At 72.1% G+C, this 24011-nt stretch carries 20 protein-coding genes; 11 read left to right on the plus strand and 9 right to left on the minus strand.

Annotated features, from left to right (window positions below; translation table 11 throughout):
* The first annotated feature begins 47 nt into the window (after positions 1-47).
* The 3 genes from QSK31_RS31525 (at position 48) to QSK31_RS31535 (ending at position 3192) form a co-directional block, all read left to right on the plus strand.
* On the plus strand, positions 48-1244 hold the full coding sequence (locus QSK31_RS31525) for an MFS transporter (RefSeq protein ID WP_285688201.1): 1197 nt from the start codon (positions 48-50) through the stop codon (positions 1242-1244).
* A 147-nt stretch (positions 1245-1391) separates the two neighbouring features.
* Entirely contained in the window at positions 1392-1907 is a 516-nt protein-coding gene (locus QSK31_RS31530) for a SigE family RNA polymerase sigma factor (RefSeq protein WP_285688203.1), read from the plus strand.
* A gap of 85 nt (positions 1908-1992) precedes the next feature.
* Entirely contained in the window at positions 1993-3192 is a 1200-nt protein-coding gene (locus tag QSK31_RS31535) for a hypothetical protein (protein ID WP_285688204.1), read from the plus strand.
* A gap of 33 nt (positions 3193-3225) precedes the next feature.
* Here QSK31_RS31535 and QSK31_RS31540 read toward each other — a convergent pair whose 3' ends face one another.
* From QSK31_RS31540 to QSK31_RS31550, 3 genes are read right to left on the minus strand one after another with little or no spacing between them, the layout of a single operon-like run.
* The gene (locus QSK31_RS31540; RefSeq protein ID WP_285688205.1) at positions 3226-4140 is read right to left on the minus strand and encodes a sulfotransferase family protein; all 915 of its coding nucleotides are present in this window, start codon (positions 4138-4140) and stop codon (positions 3226-3228) included.
* Entirely contained in the window at positions 4137-5015 is an 879-nt protein-coding gene (locus QSK31_RS31545) for a sulfotransferase family protein (protein WP_285688206.1), read from the minus strand. The genes QSK31_RS31540 and QSK31_RS31545 overlap by 4 nt, the downstream gene beginning before the upstream one ends.
* Complete coding sequence (locus tag QSK31_RS31550; protein WP_285688207.1) at positions 5012-6220, minus strand: glycosyltransferase; 1209 nt, start codon at positions 6218-6220, stop codon at positions 5012-5014. Before QSK31_RS31550 ends, QSK31_RS31545 begins: the two co-directional genes overlap by 4 nt.
* Positions 6221-6310: 90 nt before the next feature.
* Here QSK31_RS31550 and QSK31_RS31555 point away from each other — a divergent pair, with 90 nt between their 5' ends.
* The 7 genes from QSK31_RS31555 (at position 6311) to QSK31_RS31585 (ending at position 14551) form a co-directional block, all read left to right on the plus strand.
* Positions 6311-7225 (plus strand): sulfotransferase family protein, encoded by a 915-nt coding sequence (locus QSK31_RS31555; RefSeq protein WP_285688208.1) that lies wholly within the window; start codon positions 6311-6313, stop codon positions 7223-7225.
* Positions 7218-7988 (plus strand): sulfotransferase family protein, encoded by a 771-nt coding sequence (locus tag QSK31_RS31560; RefSeq protein WP_285688210.1) that lies wholly within the window; start codon positions 7218-7220, stop codon positions 7986-7988. The genes QSK31_RS31555 and QSK31_RS31560 overlap by 8 nt, the downstream gene beginning before the upstream one ends.
* Complete coding sequence (locus tag QSK31_RS31565) at positions 7985-9385, plus strand: hypothetical protein (RefSeq protein ID WP_285688212.1); 1401 nt, start codon at positions 7985-7987, stop codon at positions 9383-9385. Before QSK31_RS31560 ends, QSK31_RS31565 begins: the two co-directional genes overlap by 4 nt.
* Before the next feature lie 51 nt (positions 9386-9436).
* On the plus strand, positions 9437-11299 hold the full coding sequence (locus tag QSK31_RS31570) for a CocE/NonD family hydrolase (RefSeq protein ID WP_285688213.1): 1863 nt from the start codon (positions 9437-9439) through the stop codon (positions 11297-11299).
* A 1357-nt stretch (positions 11300-12656) separates the two neighbouring features.
* Positions 12657-13382 carry a hypothetical protein gene (locus QSK31_RS31575; protein WP_285688214.1) on the plus strand — a complete coding sequence of 242 codons (726 nt, stop codon included), beginning with the start codon at positions 12657-12659 and terminating at the stop codon, positions 13380-13382.
* A gap of 141 nt (positions 13383-13523) precedes the next feature.
* Complete coding sequence (locus QSK31_RS31580; RefSeq protein WP_285688215.1) at positions 13524-14156, plus strand: TetR/AcrR family transcriptional regulator; 633 nt, start codon at positions 13524-13526, stop codon at positions 14154-14156.
* A gap of 2 nt (positions 14157-14158) precedes the next feature.
* Positions 14159-14551 carry a TIGR03618 family F420-dependent PPOX class oxidoreductase gene (locus QSK31_RS31585; protein ID WP_285688216.1) on the plus strand — a complete coding sequence of 131 codons (393 nt, stop codon included), beginning with the start codon at positions 14159-14161 and terminating at the stop codon, positions 14549-14551.
* Between the two features lie 68 nt (positions 14552-14619).
* Here QSK31_RS31585 and QSK31_RS31590 read toward each other — a convergent pair whose 3' ends face one another.
* Complete coding sequence (locus tag QSK31_RS31590) at positions 14620-16650, minus strand: M6 family metalloprotease domain-containing protein (RefSeq protein ID WP_285688217.1); 2031 nt, start codon at positions 16648-16650, stop codon at positions 14620-14622.
* A gap of 140 nt (positions 16651-16790) precedes the next feature.
* On the opposite strand from QSK31_RS31590, the gene QSK31_RS31595 reads away from it, so the two are divergent.
* Entirely contained in the window at positions 16791-18026 is a 1236-nt protein-coding gene (locus QSK31_RS31595; RefSeq protein WP_285688218.1) for a PucR family transcriptional regulator, read from the plus strand.
* Positions 18027-18040: 14 nt separating this feature from the next.
* Here QSK31_RS31595 and QSK31_RS31600 read toward each other — a convergent pair whose 3' ends face one another.
* The 5 genes from QSK31_RS31600 to QSK31_RS31620 are packed head-to-tail and all read right to left on the minus strand — an operon-like array spanning position 18041 to position 23988.
* The gene (locus tag QSK31_RS31600) at positions 18041-18823 is read right to left on the minus strand and encodes a sulfotransferase family protein (RefSeq protein WP_285688219.1); all 783 of its coding nucleotides are present in this window, start codon (positions 18821-18823) and stop codon (positions 18041-18043) included.
* On the minus strand, positions 18813-20303 hold the full coding sequence (locus tag QSK31_RS31605; RefSeq protein ID WP_285688220.1) for a flippase: 1491 nt from the start codon (positions 20301-20303) through the stop codon (positions 18813-18815). Before QSK31_RS31605 ends, QSK31_RS31600 begins: the two co-directional genes overlap by 11 nt.
* Positions 20300-21289, minus strand: coding sequence for a GumC domain-containing protein (locus QSK31_RS31610; protein WP_285688221.1), 990 nt, complete (start codon positions 21287-21289; stop codon positions 20300-20302). The genes QSK31_RS31605 and QSK31_RS31610 overlap by 4 nt, the downstream gene beginning before the upstream one ends.
* Complete coding sequence (locus QSK31_RS31615; RefSeq protein ID WP_285688222.1) at positions 21255-22700, minus strand: O-antigen ligase family protein; 1446 nt, start codon at positions 22698-22700, stop codon at positions 21255-21257. Before QSK31_RS31615 ends, QSK31_RS31610 begins: the two co-directional genes overlap by 35 nt.
* Positions 22701-22737: 37 nt before the next feature.
* Positions 22738-23988 (minus strand): glycosyltransferase family 4 protein, encoded by a 1251-nt coding sequence (locus QSK31_RS31620; RefSeq protein WP_285688223.1) that lies wholly within the window; start codon positions 23986-23988, stop codon positions 22738-22740.
* Positions 23989-24011 lie beyond the last annotated feature (23 nt).

Here is a 24011-nt window from a genome sequence, read left to right on the forward strand (position 1 = left end):
GGTGACTGGACCTGTCTTTGGTACCAGTCCGGCGGCACCGTGACCACATGCTCTTCTCCACCTCGGTCGCTCTTTTTCCCACCTCGGTCCTCGCCCGGCTGCCGCTGGCCGCCACCGGCATCGGCCTGCTCGTCCACGCGCACCACCTGACCGGCTCCTATGCGGCGGCGGGGGCCGTCGCCGGGGCGCTCGCCGCCGCCCAGGGCGCCGGCGGCCCGCTGCTCGGCCGCCTCGTCGACCGCCGCGGCCAGACGGCGGTCCTGCTCGGCTCGGCGCTGACGTCCGGCGCCGCCCTCGTCGCCGCGGCCGCCGTACCCCACGGCACTCCCCTGGTGGTGTTGCTGCTGCTCGCCGCGGTGATCGGCGCCGCCACCCCACCGGTCGGCGCGTGCATGCGCACCCTGATCCCCCTGCGCACGCCGGGCGCCGAGAGGCAGAGGCGGGCGTACGCGGCGGACGCCACCGCCACCGAGCTCACCTGGGTGGCCGGTCCCCCGCTGGCCCTGGCCCTGGGCACGGCGGCGGGAACGGGCGCCGCGCTGACCGCCGCGGCGGCCGTGCTCGTGGCGGCGACGGCGCTGTTCGCCCTGGCCCCTGCGTCGCGCACGTGGCGGCCCGGCCCGCGCGTCAGATCCCGCCGGGCCGGCGCGCTGGCCTCTCCCGCGATGCGGATCCTGGTCGGGGTGCTGGTCGCGGTGGGTGTGGTGTTCGGCGCGACCGAGGTGGGCGTGGCCGCGGCCGCGGAATCGTCGGCCGGCCTGCTGCTCGGGCTGTGGGGCGTCGGCTCACTGGCCGGCGGCGTGGTGGCGACCCGGCTGGGCGGCGGCGCCGCGGCCGGGCGTGGCTTCGCGCTGCTGGTGGGCGGTCTGGGCGTGGGCCATCTGGCGCTGGTGGCGGGCTCCCTGGGCATGGTGGTCTTCGCGGTGGTGATCACCCTGGCCGGTTCGACGATCGCGCCGATCCTGGCCAGCGCCTACGGCATGGTCGACGCCGCCGCGCCGACCGGCACGGCCACCGAGGCGTTCTCCTGGCTGGCCACGGCGACCTCGGTCGGCACCGCCCTGGGCGCGGCGGCGGCCGGCGCCTTGATAGACGCGGCAACTCCCGCGGCTGCCTTCATCCTGGCCGGCGCCGCGGGCCTGCTGGCCGCCGCGGTCGCGGCAACCCGCATCCCGGCGCGCCGGACGGCCCTCGCGATCAGCGGTTCCCGCACGCCGATGATCGCGGTGTCGTCGCAGCCCTGACCGCCGGAAGATGCGACGCTGCTCCACTGCCGCGGCGTCGGCCCGGACGACGGGACCGGACCGGATTTTCGCGAGATCGGCTACAACCGATGTCGCGGGATCTCCGTCGAACAGGGGGAAGACAAGCGGCGACGAGGAGCGGCAAGCATGCCGAGCGGGTCGGACAGTGAATACCTGGCGTACGTGCGGGCGCGGCTGCCCGCGTTGCGGCGGACGGCGTTGCTGCTCAGCGGTGACATGCATCAGGCCGACGACGTCGTGCAGGAGACGCTGACCAAGTTGTACGCGCGCTGGTCGCGGGCCGCCAAGGCGGACAACGTCGATGCGTACGTGCACACGATTCTGGTGCGGGCGTTCATCGACGACCGGCGGCGTGGGTGGTGGAAGGTCCGGCTGGTCGGGGGGCCGCCGGATCCGGAACCCGCCCGGGAGAGCCCGTACGAGGACCGGGAGACCGTCCGGGTGGCGTTGCGCCGGCTGCCACCGCGGCAGCAGGCGGTGCTCGTGCTGCGCTACCTCTGCGACCAGCCGGTGCACGAGGTGGCCAGGATCCTCGGCTGCAGCGACGGCACCGTGAAGAGCCAGACCTCACACGGCCTCGACCGTCTCCGTCAGCTGCTCGGCCCGACGGCCGAGGCGGCGTTCGCCGCCAGGCACAGATGAACCGCCGGACACAGATGAACTACCGGGCACCGATGAACCACCACGCGGCGATGAACCCCACGTACCGATCAGGAAGGGCACCCCGATGAGCAACCAGGACGACCTGGCGCAGCGGCTGCTCGAGCCGCTGCGCGAGGAGCCCTCCGGACGGCCGCGGTTCGACGTGGACCGGGCGATGGCGGAGGGGCGGCGGCTGCGCCGGATGCGCCGCTGGTCGATCACGGCGGCGGTGTCCGCGCTGACCCTGGTGACCGCGGGCGGCGGCACGGCCGTCGCGACGGCGTTACGGGACGACGACCGGAGGCCGGTGCCGTTGCCCAGCGTGACAGCGGCGGCGCCGAAGAAGCCGACCTGCGAGATGTCGACGCTGCCGACCGACGGCGTCGCGAAGGCCCTGGTGACCGCGGGTGACCCGAGCGGACGTTACCTGGCCGGCCGGGTCTACCGGCCGGGCAAGCCGGTCCTCACGATCGTCTGGCGGGACGGGAAGATCCTGTCGCGTACGGCGATGCCGGGCTCCGACGCGACGGTCACGGACATCAACTCCCTGGGCACCGGCGTCGGCACCAGTTACGGCGGCGACGACCGCATCCGCTCGTACGTCTACCAGGAGGACAAGTATTTCCCCATGTCCCAGGTCGGCGCGACGGCCCAGGCGATCAACGACGCGGGCGTCGTGGTGGGTTCGGCGGGGCCGGCGGAGAAGCCCTTCCCGGTCCGCTGGCCCTACCCGGGCGGGGAGTACGAGCGGCTGGAACTGCCGGTCCTCGCGACGTCGGGGACGGCGAAGGCGGTCGACGAGGACGGCACCGTCGTCGGCACCGTGTCGATCGGCGACGACGTGGAGACCGGCTACCTGTGGCTGCCGGGCAGCAGGTCCATGATGATGCCGCTGCCCGAGGTCGATGGACGGAAGGCGGACGCGTTCTGGCCCGTTTCGATCAGCGGCGACCTGGTGGCCGGGCGCGCGGTGTTCGACGACGAGGGCGGCCGTGTTTTCGCCTCGATGACGTACGACATCCGTGCCGAGACGTACGACAGCATCGTCACCGCGCTCGCGTCGACGGCACTCGTCAACAAGAACGGCTCGGTGGCCGGGGTGGCCCGCCGGACCCCGGTGATCGTGTCCGGCACGGTGATCACCAGGCTGCCGGTGGACGAGCGCAAGGAGTACGACATCGAGAGCTTCAGCGACGACGGCCGGGTCGTCGCCGGCTCCAGCGGCTTCACCAAGGACGAGAAGACCGGCAACGAGCCGATCCTGTGGCGCTGTCAGACGGCTTAGACCCACTGGGTCAGACGGCCTGGACCCACTGGGTCAGACGGCGTAGCCCCACTGGGTGAGCTGGTCGGCGAGGACGGCCTCGACGTCGGCGATCTGGGGCGGGGTCAGTTCGCGGCGGTACGCGTCGCCGCGCCCGCCGTGCAGCTCGTGCTTGCGGAAGCCCTGCTCGAACTCCGGCGACCAGTCCAGGCCGAGGAACTCCAGCGCCTTGGTGAGTTCCTTGCGCGGGTCGGCGACCACGTCCTCGTACCGCAGGTCGAGCCACTGACCGGCGGGGTGGGCGGCGCGCGCGTCCGCGTACGCGGTCATCAGCATCGCCCAGCCGAGCCCGGCAAGCACCGGGAAGGATCGCCCGGAGGTCTCCCACCTGTCCCGCAAGGGCTGCGGCAGCGGCCCGAGATACCAGTTCTCCGGCCCGCGCCAGCCGTCCCACCAGCCCATCTGCAGCCAGGAGTTGACCACCGCGCGGCCGTCGCGGACCACGTTGACCACCTTGAGGCCGGGGTAGACGGCGTGCAGGAAGCCGGTCCGCGGCCAGCCGGTGACGTGCTGGAGCAGCAGGTCGCAGCGCTGCGCCTCGATCCGCGCGTCGAAGAAGGCGCGCGCCCGCCCGGAGACCCACGGGGTCATGTCGGAGGCGAGCAGGTCACGGCAGGGGCGGCTGAAGCCGGGCGTCACGTGCCGGTCGAGCAGCTGATAGGCCTCCGACGGCGCGACCCGGACCCGGCCGCGTTCGAGCAGCTTGCGGCTGTACGCCAGCGACGTCATGCCGGACGGGCGGGGCGCACCGCGGCGGTAGAGGCGGCCGTTGTGCTTCCCGGCCAGGTTGAGTTTGGGCAGCTTGTCGTCCACCCCGGAGACGAATCCGATCCCGGGGTGCCGGCACAGCAGCTCCTGCACCAGCGTCGACCCGCACCGGCCGGTGCCGGCCACCACCGCGAGACTCATTTCCTGCCCTTTCCGAACGGGTAGCCCAGGCGCGCCATCAGCGGGGCGGCCAGCGCCGTCACCACGGCGTTATCCCGGCCGGTCATGGCCGTGCGCCACTCGTCGTCGGCACGGATCTCGACGCCTCCGGTGCGGTGCCGCACCGGATTACCGGCCACGGAGTGGGTCGGCGCCAGCGCCAGCAGGCCGTCCTCGGTGAACGGCAACGATGCGGACGAGACGCCGGCGAAAGCGGCGATCCGGCGTACCCACGTCTGTGGATCTTGAACTAGGTCCTCGTAGCGGACGCGCAGGTAGGCGCCGCGGCTCCACCGGCGCAGCACCGCGCCGTTCCAGACGGTCCAGAGCAGCGCGGCCTTCCACACCGGGTGGCGGGTCATCAGGCGTTCGTCGCCGTCCAGCGACCGGCGGCGGCGCCAGGAGAAGGCGGCCGCGCGCGGATCGCGGACCACGTGCAGCACCCGCAGGTCGATGCCGGGCAGCCCGGCCAGGAGCACACCGTACGGCGGGAGTTTGGACGAGTCGACGATGACCGCGCCCCCGGTGTGCGCGTGGATCGCCTGGTAGAGCGCGGTGATCGTGGCGTCGTCGGGGTGCGGCGGCACGTTCAGCCGGTTCCGCATGCGCAGGCGTTCCCGCAGGCCGGCCGCGATCGACGCCGGCTCGTGCGCGGGCAGATCGGCCAGCACGGCGCTCCACACCGGGCACTCCGGCAAGGACAGCCCGCACCCGCACGGCCGCTCGTCGACGAGCCCCCGCTGCCAGAGATAGCGCAGCTCACCGGCGGCGAACAGGCCGTCGATCTGGCCGAGCGCGGTGGTGACCAGGGTGCTGCCGCTGCGGCCGCTGCCGGCCAGGTAGAGGACACGGATCACGCGACTGCCACCTTCGCCCCGGCCGCGGCGTAGGCGGCGTTGAGCCCGGCGAGATGGTCGGCCGGGCCGAAGAGCCGCTCGACCTTGCCGCGGCCCGCGCGGCCCATCCGGTGGGCACGATCAAGATCTTCGAGGGTACGGGTGAGAGCACCGGCCAGTGCCACCGCGTCGTCCGGAGGCACCACCTCGCCGTCGACGCCCGGGGTGATCAGCTCGGGGAGGCCGCCGAGGCTGGTGCCGACGACCGGGACACCGCAGCCGAACGCCTCCAGCACCGCGAGCGGCTGGTTCTCGTACCAGCGGGAGGGCACGGCGACGACGGCCGCTCCCCGGATGAGCTGGTGCAGCTCGGCTTTCGGCAGCCGACCGTGGAAGGTCGCCCCCGTCGTCGGCAGGTGCGGGAGCTCGGGTCCGTCGCCGGCGATGTCCAGCGTAAATTGTCCTATTTCGGCGGCGTTGATCAGGGTGTCGACGCCCTTCTCCTTCGCGATCCGACCGGCGTAGACCACCCCGCCGCCCGGTCGCTCCTTGACCGCCAGGCTGTCGACGTCGACCGGGTGGCGCAGCACGCGCACGTTCTCGATGCCCGCGCGGGTCATCACCCCGGCCAGAAACTCGCTCGGTGCGATGAAGACCCCGACCCCGGCGTACGCCCGGAGCTTGCGGTGCAGCCACGACTCCACCGCGAGCAGGGTGCTCGCCGAGCGGGAGCCGTCCTTGCAGGATCGCCGGGCGGCCTGCCACGGTCCGCCGGTCACGCACGCGTCACAGGGCACGCCGCGGTCCAGCATCTGGTAGCTCGGACAGGCCAGCTTGTAGTCGTGCAACGTCATCACGCACGGCACCCCGGCGTCCCGGCAGGCGGCCACCACCGAGGGCGACAACTGGTGGTACACGTTGTGCATGTGGACCACGTCCGGCCGGAAGTCGGCGAGGACCCGGCGCAGCCCGTCGCGGGCCGACGTGGACCAGATCATCCGGGCGGCCGCGGCGGCCCGGCCACGCAGCCCGGGCGGCGGCGGCTCCAGGTCCACCTGCGACGGGAAGTCCCCGGCATAGGTCAGGTCACGGTCGTTGTCGGTGTGCGCCATCCCGAAGAACTCGACGACGTCGCCCGCCCGCTCCTGCAGGCGCGCCACGTCGAACAGGTAGCCCTCGGCGCCACCGCGCCGATAGAGGAACTTGTTGACGTGCAGGACGCGCATTTATCCACAGGCCTGTCGTGAGGGTCGCGGGGATCGAGCGCGGTCACGCTAGCATTTGCCCGCCGAAGCCAACCGCATCGAGGAGGATCTGTGACCGGCGACGAGCCATCCGCGCTGCGTTATTTCGCGCGCCGCGTCGTCCGTCACGTCCGCTGGGCGCGTCGCGAGGGGCTGGGCCGGCTGATCGCCGAGGACCGGCTCGACCCGCGCGAGCGGGCGCGCACCGCCTGGTCGAAATGGCGCTGGCGCCGCGCACACGGCGCCCCGCCCGGCGAGGCGCAGCCGGTCTACCTGGTCGGCCTGCAGCGCTCGGGGACCAACATGCTGGTCCGCGGCCTGGACGAGGCCCCCGAGGTGGAGGCGCGCAACGAGAACGACGCGGCCGTGTTCCGCCGGTTCCGGCTGCGCCCCGACGACGACCTGCTCCGCGTGCTGCGCCGCAGCCGGCACCGGATCGTGCTGGTCAAGCCCCTGTGCGACAGCCACCGGGTGACCGAGCTGCTCGCCCTGCCCGGCCCGCGGCCCGGCCGGGCGCTGTGGATGTGGCGCGACGTCGACGACCGCGCGCGCTCCGAGGTGACCAAGTTCGGCCCGGCCAACCTCAACGCGCTGCGGGCCGTCGCCGAGGGCACGATCGGCGCCGGCTGGCAGGGCGGCGGGCTCGGGCCGGCCGCCCGGCAGCTGATCGCGAGCTTCGACTACGACACCATGGACGAACACACCGCGGCGGCCCTGTTCTGGTACGTGCGCAACGACCTGTTCTTCCGGCTCGGGCTGGACCGCCGGCCGGACGTGCTGCTGGTCTCGTACGGCGACATGGTCCGCGACCCGCAGGCGACCGCGCGGCGGGTGTGCGGGTTCCTCGACCTGCCGTACCGTCCGTCGTTCGCGGCGGGCGTGGTGGCCGGGCCCGCGCGGGAGAAACTGCCGATCGACCCGCGCGTGCGGACGATGTGTGACGAGCTGACCGGGCGACTGACAGCGGGGGTTTCGCAGCGTGGCTGACAGTCCGATCTTCCTGGTGGGGTGCCAGCGGTCCGGCACCACGATGCTGCGCCTGGTGCTCGACTCGCACTCGCGGATCAGCTGCGGACCGGAGACCCGGTTCCTGCCCGACCTGCGGCGCATCGTCGACGAGAAACGCGACTGGCCGCGACTGGCCCGGTTCGGCTTCCCGCGGGAGGACTGGCTGCGCCGCATCGCCGGCTTCTTCGGCGGGGTGCACGCCGACTACGCGGCGGGCCGCGGCAAGGCGCGCTGGGCGGACAAGACCCCGCTGTACGCGCTGAGCATCGACTTCGTCACCGAGGTGTTCCCGGACGCGCAGATCGTGCACGTCATCCGCGACGCCCGTGACGTGGTCGTCTCCCACCGCAAGCGGTTCGGTTACTGGTCGGCGGTCAAGTGCGTGGTCAAGTGGCCGCGCTACATCCGCACCGCCCGCGCCTTCGGCGCCCAGCTGCCCCCTGAGCAGTACCACGAGCTCCGCTACGAGGAGGCCGTCGCGCAGCCCGACAAGACGCTGCGCGAGCTCTTCGAGTTCCTCGGCGAGGAGTGGGAGGAGAGCGTCCTGGAGTACGCCGACCGCTCCCACGACGTGGCCGACAAATACACGGTGGAGGCGGACAAGCGACGGGCGGCCGCCGGCACCGACGCGGCCATCTACGCGTCCCGGGTCGGCACCTACCGCCGCGAACTGGACCCGTTCCTGCGCCTGCTGGTCTTCCTGTTCTCCGGCCCGATGCTCAAGGAACTGGGTTACCGATGAGACGTCCTGCCTTGTTGGCAGCCCTGCTGATCCTGGCCGGCTGCACCTCGCCGCCACCCGCTCCCACGCCGGGTCCCACCTCCGCTCCCCCGGCGCCCAAGCCGGTCGCCGGCCGGACCGTCTTCGGCGCGCACTGGGACTGGAACAGGTACCAGCAGTTCGAGCCCTACCTGCGCAAACTCGCCGGATCCTCGACCTACTACGAGCTCAGCTGGTGCGACGTCGAGAAGACACAGGGCGCCCCCGACTGGTCCGCCCTGGACTCGATCGCCCAGCGCAGCAAAGCCCTCGGCATCCGGCTCGACCTGAAGATCCGGATCGGCGTCTGCTGGGCGACCGGCGGCACCGCCCAGCACACCCGCGGGCAGGCGAACAAGACCGAGTCGGCGATGCCCCGCGACCTCAAGGCGTACCAGGCGTTCGTGACGTCGCTGGTGAAGCGGTACCAGCCGCTGGGCGTCACCCGCTACGCCATCGAGAACGAGGTCAACGCTCAGCAGTACTGGGCCGGCACCCCCGAGCAGTACGACACGCTCGTCCGGGCCGCCGCCGAGGCCGTCCACGCCGCCGACCCGGCCGCGCAGGTCGTCGACTCCGGCATCAGCAGCGTCGCCATGGGCATGGGCATCGCCGACCGGCTGCTCGAGGCCGGGCAGGCCGACCAGGCGGTGGCCGCCTACGACGTGTACTTCGCCCGGCGCATCGGCACCCGGGGCAAGCAGATCCCCCAGGTCAACGACGCCGCCGAGCTCCAGACCGCCCTCGGCCACCAGGTCAACCAGCGCAACCTCGCCTACCTCGCGGTCACCGACAAGCTGCTCGCCGACAAGGTCGTGCAGGTGCGGCAGCTGCACTTCTACGAACACCCGGACGGCGTCGTCCCGCTGCTCGACCTGCTCAAGGCCACCACCCCGGCCGGGGTGCCGATCTCCGCCTGGGAGGTCGGCCGATTCGACAAGGCCGCCGACGCCGCCCCCGAGGTGGTGGCCGAGGAGATGACCAAGGTGACCGGGGAACTGGCCGCCGCCGGGATCGTCGACGTGGTGTGGCTGCCGCTGGCGTTCAACCCCGGCAACAAGGCCGGCGCCGAGGTCCGGGCCGGGCTGCTCGAACCCGACGGGGCGGAACGACCGGCCGGTGTCGCGCTCGCCGGGCTCGCCGGGGCGGGACGGGGCGCCGCGGCGTCACCCGTCGACCAGGACGGACTCACCGGCGTGGCGTTCAGCGGCAACGGGCGTACCAGCATCGTGGCCTGGTCGGACGCCGCGCCCGTACCCGTGGGCCTGCCCGGAAAGGATCTGGGGGACGGCGCAGCCGTCAAGGAGGTCGGGGACGCTCCGGTGCTGCTGGAGACCGATCAGCCGCTCGACAAAGCGTTGGACTCGCTGCGGGGCTGATCCGACACGTGCATATGGTCACGGTGGACGGCGGAAACCTAGGGTGCAGCCATGAAACGAGTGCCATGGATGACCGCCATCATCGCGGTGGCCGCGCTGGTCGTGAGCGCCACACCGGCGAGCGCCGCGGACACCCCCACCATCGTGGTGGCCGACGGCGTGACCCAGCCGGTCTTCGGCTACTCCGACGCGATCCGCGAGAAGCTGTTCATCGACTCCACCTTCGACAGTGACCACGACGGCCTGCGCGACATCATCGCCTTCGACGTGATCCGGCCGCGCGCCACCGAGCAGGGCCTCAAGGTCCCGGTCATCATGGACGCCAGCCCCTACTACACGACCGTGTGCCGCGGCAACGAGTCCGAGTGCAAGCAGGACCTGGACGGCGACGGGCTGCTCGACAAGTGGCCGCTGTTCTACGACAACTACTTCGTGCCGCGCGGCTACGCGGTGATCCTGCTCGACATGGTCGGCACCGGCAGCTCGACCGGCTGCCCGACCACCAACGCCAACGAGGACAACCTCAGCGCCAAGCAGGCGATCAACTGGCTGAACGGCCGGGCCACCGCCCGCGACGCCGCCGGCCGGATCGTCGAGGCCGACTGGGACAACGGCAAGGCCGGCATGGTCGGCAAGTCCTACGACGGCTCGCTCGCCCTGTCCACGGCCGTCACCGGCGTCAAGGGTCTGACCACGGTCGTGCCGATCAGCCCGCCTACCGAGTACTACGACTACGTCCGCTCCAACGGCGTCGTCACCCGCGGCAACGACTACGTGTCCGGGCTGGCCAACACGGTCACCAACCCCGACCGGCGCGCCTACTGCGCACCGGTGCGGGCCGAGATCGGGGCCGCGGACGGCGACGACACCGGCGACTACACGGCGTTCTGGAACGAGCGCAGCTATGTCAAGAAGGTCCCCAACCAGACCGCGAGCGTGCTGTTCTACCACGGCCTCAACGACGACAACGTGCGACCGGACCACTTCAGCAAGTACTGGAACGCGCTGGCCGAGAACAACATCCCGCGCAAGGCGTGGCTGTCCCAGGAGGGCCACGTCGACCCGTTCGACGTGCGCCGCACGGTGTGGGTGAGCACGCTGCACCGCTGGTTCGACTTCTGGCTGCACGGGGTCGCCAACGGCATCATGGACGAGCCCCGCATCGACATCGAGCGCTCCGCCGACACCTGGGAGACCTTCGCCGACTGGCCGGTCCCCGGCAGCACCCCGACCGAGGTCTACTTCCAGCCCGGCGGCGACCTGGGCCTGGTGCCCGCCGCCGGTCCGGTGACAGAGTCCTTGCAGGACAGCACGACGCAGTCGCAGAACACGATGGTCCAGAACCCCGACGCCGTGCAGGCCAACCGCCTGGCGTACGTCTCGGACCCGCTGACCGCCCCGCTGCACCTCTCCGGCACCGCCCGCCTGCAGGTCCGAGCCGCCGCCGACAAGACCGACACCAACCTGGGTGTGATCCTGGTCGACTACGGCACCGCGGAACGCGTGGCCCACCGCCAGTCCGGCGAGGGCATCATCACGCTGACCACGTCGGACTGCTGGGGCGAGAACAGCGCCACGGACGACGGCTGCTACCGCCAGACGGCCAAGCGGGTGGCGACGTCGGATCTGGAGATCGTCACCAAGGGCATCCACGACGCGGCCAACCGCCAGTCCCTGCGGGTGGCGGCGCCGCTGACGCCAGGCACGGCCTACAACTACGACTTCCCGCTGCTGCCCGAGGACTACGTCTTCCCGGCCGGCCACCGCATCGGCGTGATCGTGGTGGGCAGCTACCCGCAGTACTCCAGCCAGGCCGACCCGAACAACGCCCGCATCACCTACCAGCTCCGCAACAGCAAGATCCAGCTCCCGATCGTCGGTGGCACCGCCGCGGCCCACGCCGCCGGCCTTTAACTCCCTCGCGGCGCCCGGCCCCACCTGGCCGGGCGCCGCCCTCTGGGTAGCTCCCCCGCCCGGCGCCCAGTCTCATCCCGCCGGGCACCCGCCTCGCGTTCCGCGCAGCGCCTCGCCTCGCCTCGTCCCGCCCGGCGCCCGCCCTCGTTCCGCCCGGCGCCCGCCCTCGTTCCGCCCGGCGCCCGCCCTCGTTCCGCCCGGCGCCCGGCCTCGTTCCGCCCGGCGCCCGGCCTCGTTCCGCGCGCCTCGCCCCGCGCAGCGCCTCGCCTCATCCCGCGCGGCGCCCGGCCTCGTCCCGCCCGGCGCCCGCCCTCTTATAGCCGACTGTCGCCATCTTTCGGACTCCCGTGGCATCGCTGCCGCCTGCTGCCCCGCGCACGGGTTCTAAGGCGTCCTAGGAGGCTAGACTGTTCGCAGGCGGTCTGATCCTTTCGGGTGCGTTGCGTTAGTGCAGGCGTTTCCGCTGGGTGGGGTCGAGCCGGGTTGCCAGGCGCCCAGGTGCCCGCTCGCCGTTGCTGCCGCCGGTCGCGGCCGGTGTTGGGTCCGGCTGGGGTGCCAGGCCCCCGGGTGCCCGCTCACCGTCGCTGCCGCCGCTCGCGCCCGGCGCGGGGTTGGGCCGTCTGCCAGGCGCCCGGATGCCTGGTCACCGTCGCTGCCGCCGCTCACGGTGGTAGTCGCAGCCCGCAGTCTTACCCGGACACGAGTGGTAGCTCAAAGCGGCATCCCCGGCGCCGGCTGCCGCCCGGCCGTTGCGCGCCGACCACGCCCGCAACCGGTGGTAGGACCGGGCGCTATCCACCCCGGAGGCCCCGCTCTGAGCTACCACCCTCGCGAACCGTGGTGACTCAGAGCGGCATTTCAGCCCGGATACCGCCCTGACCCACCACTGCGCGCCCGTCCTACCACCCGAGCCCGCTCCTACCACCGACCGCGCCCAGCCACGACCGCGCCCAGCCACGACCGCGAGCGGCGGCAACAACGGCGAGCAGGCACCCCGGCGCCTGGCAAACCCACAGAAACCCGCGCCGGGCGCGAGCGGCGGCAGCAACATTGAGCGGGCACCCGGGCGCCTGGCAAACCCAGAAAAACCCGCGCCGGGCGCGAGCGGCGGCAACAACATTGAGCGGGCACCCGGGCGCCTGGCAAACCCAGCCGGACCCCAACACCAGCCGCGAGCGGCGGCAACAACGGCGAGCGGACGCCCGGGCACCCCGCATGGACCCGCCGCCGCGCGGGAGACAGCCGCCGCGCGGGAGACTGCCGCCGCGCGATGAAGCCGATACTCATCGCGACAGTCCTTGGTGCACTTTCCGCCTACCGAATTTCGGGTTGCCGCGCTCTGACAGGATGCCGAGCCATGGGGACGATCCGGCGGGCGTTGCCGTATGCGGGGATCAGCGGCGCCACGGCGCTCGTCGCGTTTCTCGCGCTGCCGCCGCAGAGCCTGCCGGACAAGGCCTTCCAGGGCGACGCCAACCTCTATTTCCTGTACGCAATGCTGTCCGTGCTCGCCTCGGTACTGCTGATCGCCGTGGTGCTGGCACGGCGCGGCCAGCACGACGGACGGCGGTTGCGTCATCTGGCCGTACCCATCGTCTTGGTGATCTTGCTGCCGTGGATCGTGGCCGTGTCCGGTGGCGCGCGCAGCCGATGGCTGACCGGCCTGCTGTTCGCCGTGGTCGCGGCCGGCGCCCACCTCGCGCTGGAGTTGCCGCGACGGCTCTACGGCCTGGCGCTGGCCGGTGTGCTGGTCGGCGGGTTCGCCCTGACGGCGTCGGCCTGTCAGCCGCAGTGGCGCGGCGAGGATTTCACGGCGACCGGTCTGCCGCTGGTCGTCGCCGACATCCCCGGTCATCGCCTGACCGGCACCTACGCCGACGTCGGGGTGATCTTCCTCGAGTATGACCGGTCGGACGGCCTGGTCGTCACCATCAGGCGCGGCTGCGAGGCCCCGCAGTGCGTCGACCTCGGCGGCGGCGCCCACCTGAACATCGCGACCCCGGTGCCGGGTGTCACGGTGCGGCGAGTGCCGGCGGCGGAGCTCGGCTCCTACCCGGTCAGCTGGACGTCCCTGGCGGACTGACCCGGCAAGACCCCCTGGCGGACTGACCCGGCAAGACCCCCTGGCGGACTGACCCGGTAAGACGTCCCTGACGGACTGCCTCGGTAACCGGAATTCGGATTCAACTTGGAAACCCGTCTTCCACTTGTCTATGATCATGGCATGACCGAGGCCGCCCCACCGCTGCGCCGCGACGCCGTGCGCAACCGGGAGCACCTGCTCCGCACGGCGTCGGAGCTGATGGCCCGGGACGGTCTCGATGTCTCGTACGAGGAGATCGCCCGCGCCGCCGGCATGGGGATGGGCACGATCTACCGCCGGTTCCCGCAGCGGCAGGACCTCGAGGAGGCTCTGTTCCAGCAGCACATCGACACGGTGACGGCGCTCGCCGCCTCGTCCGCGGAGGTCAGCGACCCGTGGGCCGGTCTGACCTCGTTCCTCGAGCGGCAGCTGGAGCTCGAGGCGGCGAACCGGGCTCTCGGCGAGCTCCTGCGCGGCCGCAAAGGGCCGTCCGAGCTGGTCGTGCGCGCCCGCGCCCGGATGACACCGCTGGTGACGGGCATGATCCGGCGGGCCGTCGACGCGGGCCGGCTGCCGGCCGGTGTGACGCCGGGCGATTTCGTCGCCGTCCACCTGATGGTCGGCAGTGTCATGGACGCCTCCCGCGGTTTCGCCCCCGACCTGTGGCGCCGGGCCCTGGCGATCGGCCTGGCCGGTCTGCAGAACGCCACCCTGCCCGGCAGACCGCCGGGCGACGAGGCCATCGAACGCCTCTACCACGACGACAGGAAATGACGATGTCCCTTTCCCCCGCCCTGCTCGACGTCCTCCACTCGAAGGCGATCTGCTTCCTGACCACCCTGATGCCGGACGGTTCGCCGCAGATCAGCCAGACCTGGGTCGACACCGACGGCGAGCACATCGTGATCAACACGGTGGACACCCACCAGAAGACCCGCAACATCGGGCGTGACCCCCGCGTCGCCATCGGCCTGAGCGACCCGTCGGCGCCGTCACGCTCGTGGGCCGTCCGCGGCAGCGTGGTGTCCGCGACGACGGACAACGCCCGCGAGCACATCGACGTGCTGTCGCGGAAGTACCTGGGCCGGCCCTACCCCGGCTGGGGCGCCGCCGATCAGCAGCGGGTCGTCCTCACGATCAAAGTGGACCGGGTGCACGAACCGCGCTGAGAGTGTCCTGAACCGGATAAGGGGGCAGTGACCGGCACGGGGAACCGGCCACTGCCCCGGTCAGGGACCTACTTGTCGACCTTGCACTGCTTGGTGACCGTCTTGGCCGGGTCGGACTCGGAGGTCGCGGTCAGCTTGACGAAGCCGGTCGCCGCGGCGTCGGCCGTGGCGGCAACGGCCACCTTGACCGTGGTGCCGGCGCCGAACTTCGCCGTGGCGAGTTCGTTGGGCAGGGTCGCGCTCCAGCCGCGGCCGGCCACGTCCGCCGACAGGCGGTAGACGTCGGACGTCAGGTACTGGGCGACGTCCTCGGGGTGCTGCTGGCCACCGGCCGAGTAGGTGCCCGTGTTGGTCAGGTCGAACGAGCAGGTCACGCCCCGGTTGGTCGGCTTGCCGCCGGAGGTCACCGTGCCCTTGGTCAGCGCCACGTCGTGGGCGCTGGGCCCGCCGGCGCCGTCCAGCGACTTCACCGCCACGGTGTAGGAGAGCACGCCGGTGGCGTCGCGCTTCACGTCGAGGATGTAGAAGTGCAGGCGGTTGGCCTCGTCGGTGTACTCGAACTCGCTGCCGGAGCGGGTGCCGGCGTGGAACAGGGCGTCGGACAGCTGCCGGTAGTCACCCATGGTGATCTTGGCCGGGGTGCCGTCCGGGCGGATGAAGTCGGTCATGTCGATGTCCTGCGGATTGGCGTCGATCGTCCACTGGAACGGCTGGGCATCGGTGTTCTTGGTCTTGCTGATCATGACGCCGGAGTCGGGGGTGAACGAGTCGGCGCCCATCCGGTCGACGACCTCGACGGTGTAGTTCTGGAAGTTGCGGCCGTCGCACAGCGGGTCGGTGTTGATGTTGCAGGCGGGCGCCCGGTCACCGTTCATCGCGATGTTCAGGCCCATCAGACCCTTGCTTCCGGGTACGACGGTCCGGGCGGTCACCTTCGCCACCACCAACCCGGTGGAGGGCAACGCCTCGCGGGACAGCCGCAGGATGCTGTCCTCCCCGATCAGCCCGATCTTGGCCTTGTCCCGCAGCGTGTGCGTGGAGCCGAGCGAGCCGCCCTTGACCGCGGGGATCTGCCAGCGGGTGTGCGGGCCACCGGGTCCGTTGAAGGAACCGCGGGACATCATCGACCAGGGGCCGGTGTACGCCCGGCGCAGCGGCACGCCGTACGGGTTGTTGTAGTTGTCCCCGATGGACAGCAGGTGGCTCAGCTCGTGCGCGTACACCCCCATGCCGGAGCTCTCCGCCTGGGTCGACGACCCGCCGCCGGCGTTCGGCCAGATGGTGGCGGCCGACGCCCACGACGTCCACTCGACGTAGCGGGTGCGCGCGTAGTTGGGCTGCGGCTCGACCGGCGGCCCGAACGCGTCGGTGACGGCCTCCTTGTTCTGGAACTTCATCTCGCCGAACTCCTGCCAGGTGGACGACTCGTCCTGGCCGGCGGAGAGGATGAAGACCAGTTCGAACGAGTTGGCCACGTCGTCACCGACGGCCGTGCGCCAGGCCCCCAGGGCGTCGGTGCGGATGTTGCGGTTGCACGTCTCGCCGCTGGGGCACATGCCGGGGTTCATGTCGTTGGTGATGCCGTACTGGTAGGACTTGGCCGGCATCCGGTACGCGCCGAAGGCGGTCAGGTCCACGCCGAAGCGCCCGCCGGAGTCCTCCATCCAGTACTCGTGCAGCGTGTGGCCGCCGTTCAGGGTGTTCGGCGTGTTCAGCAGGTCCTTGTAGTACCCGGGTACCGCGTCGCGGGCCAGATTCTGCACGGCGGGCTGCGGGTTGCCGAAGATGGTGGATCCGGCCCGCTGGGTGACCACGAACGACTGATCGGGGTAGTCCAGTGTGACCAGTGCGATGTTGAAGTTGCGGACGGATCCGCGCCGGGCCGGATCCGCCCAGCTGGTTCCGGGCGGCGGGACGTAGTCGTCCCAGGTCATCGCGTCGGGGTTCTCCCAGTTCTGGGGGTCGAGCACCGCGAACGGGCCGGTGGCGGGGTCGGCCGGTGCGGCCTCGGCGGGGGTGGCGGAGAACGTGGCGGCCAGGACGGCGGCTAGCGTCACGGCCAGCGCCGCGCGTCGTCTCCCTGCGTGCGGTAGCTGCATGTCCGGAACCTAGGGTGCATGACTACGCAGCGGATACCTGCAAGTGTCGGCAGGAATCCGCCCGGCCTTCGACAACTGACGAAGATCACGCCTTGATCCGTGACCGCGGCATCGACAATCATCGGCATACGGAGGGGTTGATGCTCGGGGATTTACAACGCATCGTCGACGCCGTCGCTCAGCGGGTCGGCCGTGCGGCACTGATCGAGGACAGCCATCAGCTGGTCATCGCGTATTCGTCACATGCCGAACCGATGGACGAGGTGCGCCGCGAGAGCATTCTCAGCCGGCACACCACGCCCGAGGTGATCGGCTGGTTCCGGGCGCACGGCGTACACCGGGTCCGCGGGCCGATGCGCACCCCCGCCGCGCCCGAACTCGGCCTGCTCCCCCGGGTCTGCCTGCCGATCGTCCACCGTGACCTGCTGCTCGGCTTCCTGTGGTTCATCGACGCCGACGGCACGATGTCCGATCAGGACATCCGGGCGGCGGCGGAGGCCGCCGCCGAGGCGTCCCGGCTGCTGCACCGGGCCGGCCTGCTCGGCGATCTGGCCTCGCAGCGGGAGGCGGAGGCGGCCCGGGCGCTGCTGTCCGACGTGGCGGAGAGCCGCGAGCAGGCGGCGAAGGAGCTGCTCGAGGACGGCCTGGTGGTGAACGACGGGCCGGTGGTGGCGCTGGCCGTACAGCCGGTCGGCGACGCGGCGTTCGACGAGCCGGCCCGGGCCGCCGTGGAGCACGCACTGGTCCTCACCCGCCGCTGGTACGGCGACCGGTCCGCCCTGCACCTGATGCGCCGCGACCACGGCCTGCTGCTGATCTCCGGCGACGCGCGGGGCAAGAAGCCGCCGGCGGTGGCCCGGCACCTGACCGACAGCCTGCACACGGCCCGGCGGCGGCTGCCCGGCGTGGCCCGGACGGTGATCGGGCTGGGTGAGGCGTACCCGCGGCTGGCCGACGCGGCGGGGTCGTACCACGAGGCGGTGCGCTCGGCCCGGGTGGCGGCCCGGCTGCCCGACCTGGGCGAGGTGGCGTCGTGGTCGTCGCTGGGCGTCTACCGCGCGGTGAGCCTGCTGGACGAGAGCGGTCTGGACCCGCGGGCCGTGCATCCGGGCCTGTTGCGGCTGCTGCGCACGGACGGCGGTCAGGTGCTCGTGGAGACGCTGGAGACCTATCTGGACCTGGCCGGCAACGCGCACGCCACGGCCGAGCGCCTGCAGCTGCACCGGACCACGCTCTATTACCGCCTGCAGCGCGTCGAGCAGCTCGCCGGCACCAACCTCAAGGACGGCACCGAGCGCCTCTGCCTGCACCTGGCCCTGAAGATGGCCCGCCTTACCGCGGGGGCAGCAGATCGTCCAGCACCGGAGGCTTCGTGAACCCGGCCGTTCGGCTAGTCGAACGGCCGGAGGTCGGGCAGCAGCTCCTGGAGTGACTTCCGGTCGGCCGCGAACTCCGCGTCAAGACGTTCACGCAGAGCGTCACCGAGAGGCGGCGCCCCGGCCGCGCGGCGCGTGTGGATCCCGGCCGGCGCCGCCTGCGGTTCCAGTCCGAGAAAGGCCAGGATGTCGGCGTATCGCGAGGTCAGATCTTCGGTACGGACGACCAGCACGCGATCCCGGCCGGCCGCGTCGAACCACCGGGTGAGCTGCTCGGCGTAGCGGCCGCGGGCCACGTAGCTGAACTGGCGTCGCGCCGCGTGATCACCGGAGGCGAGGCGGGCCGGTTCCGCGTCCAGCGCCTCGGCGAACGGGAGCTTCTCCGCCCCGTACGCCACGGAGTGCAGGTAGTGCGAATACGCGCGTTCCGCCGGGTCACGGATCAGGGCCACGAACCGGGCCCCGGGCAGCATCGCGGCTGCTCGCGCGGGCACCGCCGGGTCGAACAGGTAGTAGGGCGAGGCCTCGAAACTGCGCGCCTCCGGGGGCCGGACCGGGAAGTGCGCGCGGTACCAGCGCTCGCCCCGCGCGTGGTGCAGGCTGAAGAACTGCAGCTCCTTGCCGGTCGCCGGCCGCACCGACGGATGCGCCGCCAGGTAGCGGTAGAGCGACGTCGTGCCGCACCGCTGCCCGCCGATCACCAGGAACTCCGGCAGCCGGCCCAAAGGCAGGGGCAGGACCGCTCTGCTGTACGCCCGCGAGGAACGCACCGCGCGTCGAAGCCCGTCAACTCGCACGTGCACCCCTCCGCAACCCCCGCAGCACCATCCGGTCCTCCCGGCCCAGCCCCAGCGCCAGCACCGTCCCGGCGTACACCCCGGCGACCACCACCAGCCCCACGACCAGCGCGACCGGCCCGCCCGGCAGCACCGCCGCCAGCGCGAGTCCCGCCACGAGCGCGGCCGCGCCGGCGAGCAGCCCCTTCGCCATGCCCCGCGAGGCGGGCAGCGTCCCGATCAGCCGCCGCACCTGCACCACCCGGGCCAGGTTGACCACGGTCAGCGAGGCGGCCCAGGCCACCGCGGCGCCGACGATGCCGTACTCCGGGATCAGGATCAGGTTGAGCAGCACGTTCAGAATCAGGGCGGCCACGTTGTCGGCCATGTTCAGCGCGACCCGGCCGGACATGTTCAGCACCGTCCCGCACGGTCCCGTGGCGGCGTTGACCAGCTGCCCGGCCGCCAGGATCACGGTGACCGCGGCGCCGGCCGTGTACGCGTCCCCGAAGAGCGTGAGCAGCCTGTCCGGGAAGGCCAGCAGCACCGCGAAGGCGGGCAGCGACAGCCGCACCACCCACCCGGTCACCGCGCGGTAGCTGGCCCGCACCTGGTCCATCTCGCCGCGATGGTAGAGGTCCGCCAGGTAGGGCGCGAACGCCGCGTTGAGTGGCGCGAGCACGAACACGGCCACGGTGACCAGCCGGGTGGACACGCTGTAGACGCCGATGTCCGGGCTGGCGAAGAAGCCGAGCAGCAGCGTGTCCAGCCAGATCAGGCCGGTCGAGGCCAGCGAGGACACCCAGCTGACCGTGGAGAACGAGAAGAGCTGACGCGGGGCGTACGTGTGCCCGGCGCCCTCCAGCGCGGCCAGCCTCTTGCGCACCGCGAACAGCGCGAGCACCGCGGCCGACCAGGTGGACACCACGAGGGCGGTGAACGCCCCGCCCACCCCGAACCCGGCCAGCAGCAGCACGGCGGTGACGACGAGCCGCGAGGCGGGCTCGTAGATCTGCCCGATCAGCGTGAACGCCCGCTGACTGCGCCAGCCGCGGGTGGCGGCCAGCGCGGCCTCCATGACCGTGGAGGCGGGCAGGGTGAGCGCCATCAGCCGCAGGCCGCCGGCGAGGGCCGGGTCGTGCAGGCGCTCGGCCAGCCACGGCGCCGCGAGCGTCAGGACCACGCCGAGCAGGGCGGCCGAGCAGGCGGAGACGAGCAGGGCGAGCCGGACGGTGCCGCGGACCGCGGACGGGTCGTCGTCGGCCAGGTGCACGGCCACGAACCGGGTCACGCCCGCCCGGAATCCGGACAGGGCGAGGAGGCCGAGCAGCGTCAGGACCGCGTACCCCTGTGCGTAGCGCCCCACCTCGTCCTCGCCGAGGACGCGCGCGAGCAGCAGCAGGACGCCGAAGACCGCCGCCTGGCCGAGGATCGCCCCGGCCAGGTTGAGCACCCCGCCGCGGGCGATCCCCCGGATCTGCCGGTCCGCGCCGACCGTCATAGGCCGGCCGGCTCCTTCTCACGGCGCTGCGCCGGGATCTTCCCGTCGAAAGGGTCCTGGGGCCGCCGCACGATCTCCAGCAGCACCACGACGAGCACCGCGATCAGCAGGCCCGCGCCGGCCACCGGCGGGACCGTCTTGGCCAGCGCGGCCAGCTTGGACTCCGAGACGACGTCGCTGGTGCTGGACACCGACTTCGGGTCGGCCGCGCCCACCTGCGCCCGTGCCGCCTGCAGGCCCTGCTGCGCCTCGGCCAGCGCGTTGCTGGACGCGTCCCGCTGGGCGATCAGCGCCTGGTAGCCGGGCAGCTTCGGGCCGATGTCGTTGAGCCGCTTCTGGTTGTCCTCGATGGCGTCCTTTGCCGCGTCGGCGCCGCGGGTGTTGCCCACCGCGGACTGCCGCAGCTCCTCCTGCCGCAGGCTGCCCTGTTCGGTGAGGGTGGCCTGCCAGAGCTTGTCCGGCTGGGTGACCTTGTTGGCGGCCTCCCAGTCGGTGATCTTCTTGGTCGCCGCGTTCACGTCCGCCTCGGCCGCCGCCACCTGCTGGGTGGCCACGTCCACCTGGGACGCGAAGAGGAAGGTCAGCGCCCGGGCGGTCATCGCCACCGCCACCGGCGCCACCTTGTCCTTCGCCGAGCCGGTGAAGGTCAGGGTGAGCTGGCTGCTGGCGCCGACCTGCTTGACCACCACGCCGTCCCGCAGCTCGTCCTTGGCCACGCCGGTGTCCGCGGACACCTGGTCGATCACCTTGGGCGAGGTGGCCGCGGCCGCGAAGGCCGCCACGAACTGGTTGGCCGCCTGCTGCCCCGCGAACTGCTGCGCCGCCACGCCACCGATCAGCGCGGGCGCGGCGACGTAGGTCGTCACCGCGAACTTCGCCGGGGTCAGCAGCACCACCAGCGTCGCGACCAGGGCGGCCAGCACCGGGATGCCGACCAGGATGGGCAGCCGCTTACGCGCCGTGCCGAGATAGTCCACTGTCTCCATGCTCCTCGACCTGCTCGAGCCGAACCGTCGGCGCCACGGAGGCGCCGCTCTGCGCTTTGATCGCACCGGCCACCGCTGCGAATGCCACCAGGTACCACAGCGTCGCCACACTGGACAGCACGTTGGACACGGCGCTGATCGCCAGGAACGCGACCGCGCAACCGAGATATCCCGCCGCGATGCCGCGCGCGAGCGTACCGGGTGGCGCCCGGCGCAGCGCCCGCAACCCGGCCAGGAGCAGCAGCGTGATCATCGCCAGGTACGCGAGCAGCCCGACCGCGCCGGTCTCCACGTACGCGCGGAGGAAGTCGTTGTGCGGCTTCTTCGCCTCGTCGGTCTGGAACTGGGTCATGTTCGGCCCGATCCCGGTGACCGGGTTGCGGTCGGCCAGCGGCACGATCTCCGACCAGTAGTCCAGCCGCCAGGCCAGCGTGTTCCCGGTCGGTGCCCCGCCCACCTGCCGCGCGTCGGCCAGCTGGGCGAACCGGTCCCCCACCGCGGGCAGCAGCGCCACACCGAGGACGGCGGCCAGGCCGAGCGCCAGCAGCATCCCGGCGCTGCGCTGCACCAGCGCGACCACGATCAGGCCGATCGCCAGGCCCAGGATCGCGCTGCGGGTGTTGGTCAGCATCAGGCAGACGAACGAGAGGCCGAGCAGCACACCCAGCGACACGCGCAGCCGGCCGTGCACGTACCGGAAGATCCCGAACCCGAAGATCAACAGGAACATCAGGTACCGGCCGAAGGTGGTGGACTGCGCGAAGGGTCCGCTGATGCGGACGAAGGTGCCCTTCACCTCGGCGGGTGGGTTGCCGGTCAAGGACAGGATCACCGTGTACGCGATGACGACGGCCAGTGACGCGTACACGGCGAGCAGCACCCGCCGCGCGTACCGCTGATCGGGCACCAGCTGCTCGAGCACCACGAACATGACGACCACGGTGAGGATCCGCAACGCCTCGAGGAAGCTGTTCTCCGGCCGGTCGGCGCCGAGCGCGCTGACCAGCCCGGTCGCGCCGACCATCAGCAGCGCCGCGCCCAGCGGCGAGGTGCGCAACCGGCCGTCCCGGTGGGCCCGGGCGGCCAGCCACAGCCCGGCGGCGATCAGGAAGAGCACGGCCAGGATGGTGGACGGGTCCAGGGTGCGGCTGACGCCCTCGGCGTCGACCCCGGCCTTGCCCGCGGTCGGCCCGCTCAGCTTGAACAGGTCGACCATCGGCCGGATCGCGAGCATCAGCAGCACGTACACGCCGAAGCGGGTGAGCGCCAGCGCGGCCACCACCAGGCCCAGCACGGCCGCGACCGGCAGCGCCGCCAGGCCGAGCGAGCCCTCGCCCAGCGCCCACGCGGTGAACCCGGCGGCCGCGGCGGAGACGAGCGCCACGCCGCCGGTCAGCAGGCGGCTCCTCACAGCCTGATCACCCCTCGCGATCTGGTCACCGCAACCCTCACGACCTGGTCACCAGGGAGAGGTAGACCCGCTCGATCTCGCGGGCGGCGGTGTCCCAGCTGTACTCCGCGCGCAGCCGGCCGCCGTGCAGATGGGCGCCCAGCCGCTCGGCCCGCGGCTCGGCCAGCATCCGGCTCAGCGCCGCGACCAGGTCGTCCTCGTCGCCGTCACGGAAGATCCGGTGCCCGGCGGCGTCGGCGCCGAGAAGCTCGACGTGCGGGGGGATGTCGCTCGCGACCACCGGGAGACCGTACGCGCACGCCTCGAGCAGGGTCAGCGGCAGCCCCTCCAGCCGCGACGGCTGCACGAACCCGGCCGCGTTCGTGTAGAGCTCGGCCAGCAGGTCGCCGTACGCGAAGCCGGTGAACACGATCCGCGGGTCGTCGCCGGCCGCCGCGCGCAGCACCTTCACGTACTCGTCGCTGAACGACGAGCCGCCGACGATGGCGAGCTTCAGACTCGCCTCACCGGGCCGGCTCGGCAGTCTGCGGAAGGCGCGGATCAGCAGATCGGCGGCCTTCTCCGGGACGAGCCGGCCGACCAGCAGCAGGTAGCCGCCCTCGGTCAGGCCGAACCGGGTGGTGATCTGCTGGGCGGGCACGCTGCGCTGGGCGCCCACCCCGTTGGGCACGTAGCGCGTGTCGGTGCCGAAGCGGTCCCGGTAGTGGCCGGCCAGTGTGCGGGAGACGGCGATCCGGACGTCCGGCACCCGGCCGCTGCACCAGTGGGCGGCGCCGAGCACCGCCTTGGCCAGCCGGCCCCACTTGGCCCGCTGGTTGTCCAGCCCGTGGATGGTCTGCACCACCCGCACACGGGACAGGTAGCGTGGCAGCGGCGCGACCAGCCCCGGCCCGATGCCGTGGTAGTGCAGCACGTCGGGCTTGTCCTTGAGGGCCGCCAGGGTGGCCGTGGCCGCGTGCGCGATCGCGTCGAAGTGCTTGGTGGGCAGCGTCGGCGTCCGCTTCAGCCGGACGCCGAGGTACTGGTCCATCGGCATCGCGTCGTAGCTGTCGCGGCAGTAGACGGTGACCTCGTGGCCCAGCGCGACCAGGCGGGCACTCAGCTCCTCGACGTGCCGCTCGATGCCGCCGTAGGTGGCGGGCATGCCCTTCTGCCCGACCATGGCGATGCGCAGCGGGCGCCAGCCGGTCGGGCGGTCGGCGTTCTCCACCGACCGGCGCGGCCGGATGATGGCCGGCGCACGCATCCGGGTGTCGGTGTCCTCGGCGTCGAGTTCGTTCAGCGTCACGCGGTCCCCTGGGGTGCTGGAGG

The sequence above is a fragment of the Actinoplanes sp. NBRC 103695 genome, from assembly GCF_030269485.1.
Taxonomy (GTDB): domain Bacteria; phylum Actinomycetota; class Actinomycetes; order Mycobacteriales; family Micromonosporaceae; genus Actinoplanes.

Bases quoted from the DNA above. Each gene is read 5' to 3' on its own strand.
- QSK31_RS31525 (WP_285688201.1), top strand. From the start codon at position 48: ATGCTCTTCTCCACCTCGGTCGCTCTTTTTCCCACCTCGGTCCTCGCC.
- QSK31_RS31530 (WP_285688203.1), top strand. From the start codon at position 1,392: ATGCCGAGCGGGTCGGACAGTGAATACCTGGCGTACGTGCGGGCGCGG.
- QSK31_RS31535 (WP_285688204.1), top strand. From the start codon at position 1,993: ATGAGCAACCAGGACGACCTGGCGCAGCGGCTGCTCGAGCCGCTGCGC.
- QSK31_RS31540 (WP_285688205.1), bottom strand. From the start codon at position 4,140: ATGAGTCTCGCGGTGGTGGCCGGCACCGGCCGGTGCGGGTCGACGCTG.
- QSK31_RS31550 (WP_285688207.1), bottom strand. From the start codon at position 6,220: ATGCGCGTCCTGCACGTCAACAAGTTCCTCTATCGGCGCGGTGGCGCC.
- QSK31_RS31565 (WP_285688212.1), top strand. From the start codon at position 7,985: ATGAGACGTCCTGCCTTGTTGGCAGCCCTGCTGATCCTGGCCGGCTGC.
- QSK31_RS31570 (WP_285688213.1), top strand. From the start codon at position 9,437: ATGAAACGAGTGCCATGGATGACCGCCATCATCGCGGTGGCCGCGCTG.
- QSK31_RS31575 (WP_285688214.1), top strand. From the start codon at position 12,657: ATGGGGACGATCCGGCGGGCGTTGCCGTATGCGGGGATCAGCGGCGCC.
- QSK31_RS31580 (WP_285688215.1), top strand. From the start codon at position 13,524: ATGACCGAGGCCGCCCCACCGCTGCGCCGCGACGCCGTGCGCAACCGG.
- QSK31_RS31585 (WP_285688216.1), top strand. From the start codon at position 14,159: ATGTCCCTTTCCCCCGCCCTGCTCGACGTCCTCCACTCGAAGGCGATC.
- QSK31_RS31590 (WP_285688217.1), bottom strand. From the start codon at position 16,650: ATGCAGCTACCGCACGCAGGGAGACGACGCGCGGCGCTGGCCGTGACG.
- QSK31_RS31595 (WP_285688218.1), top strand. From the start codon at position 16,791: ATGCTCGGGGATTTACAACGCATCGTCGACGCCGTCGCTCAGCGGGTC.
- QSK31_RS31605 (WP_285688220.1), bottom strand. From the start codon at position 20,303: ATGACGGTCGGCGCGGACCGGCAGATCCGGGGGATCGCCCGCGGCGGG.
- QSK31_RS31610 (WP_285688221.1), bottom strand. From the start codon at position 21,289: ATGGAGACAGTGGACTATCTCGGCACGGCGCGTAAGCGGCTGCCCATC.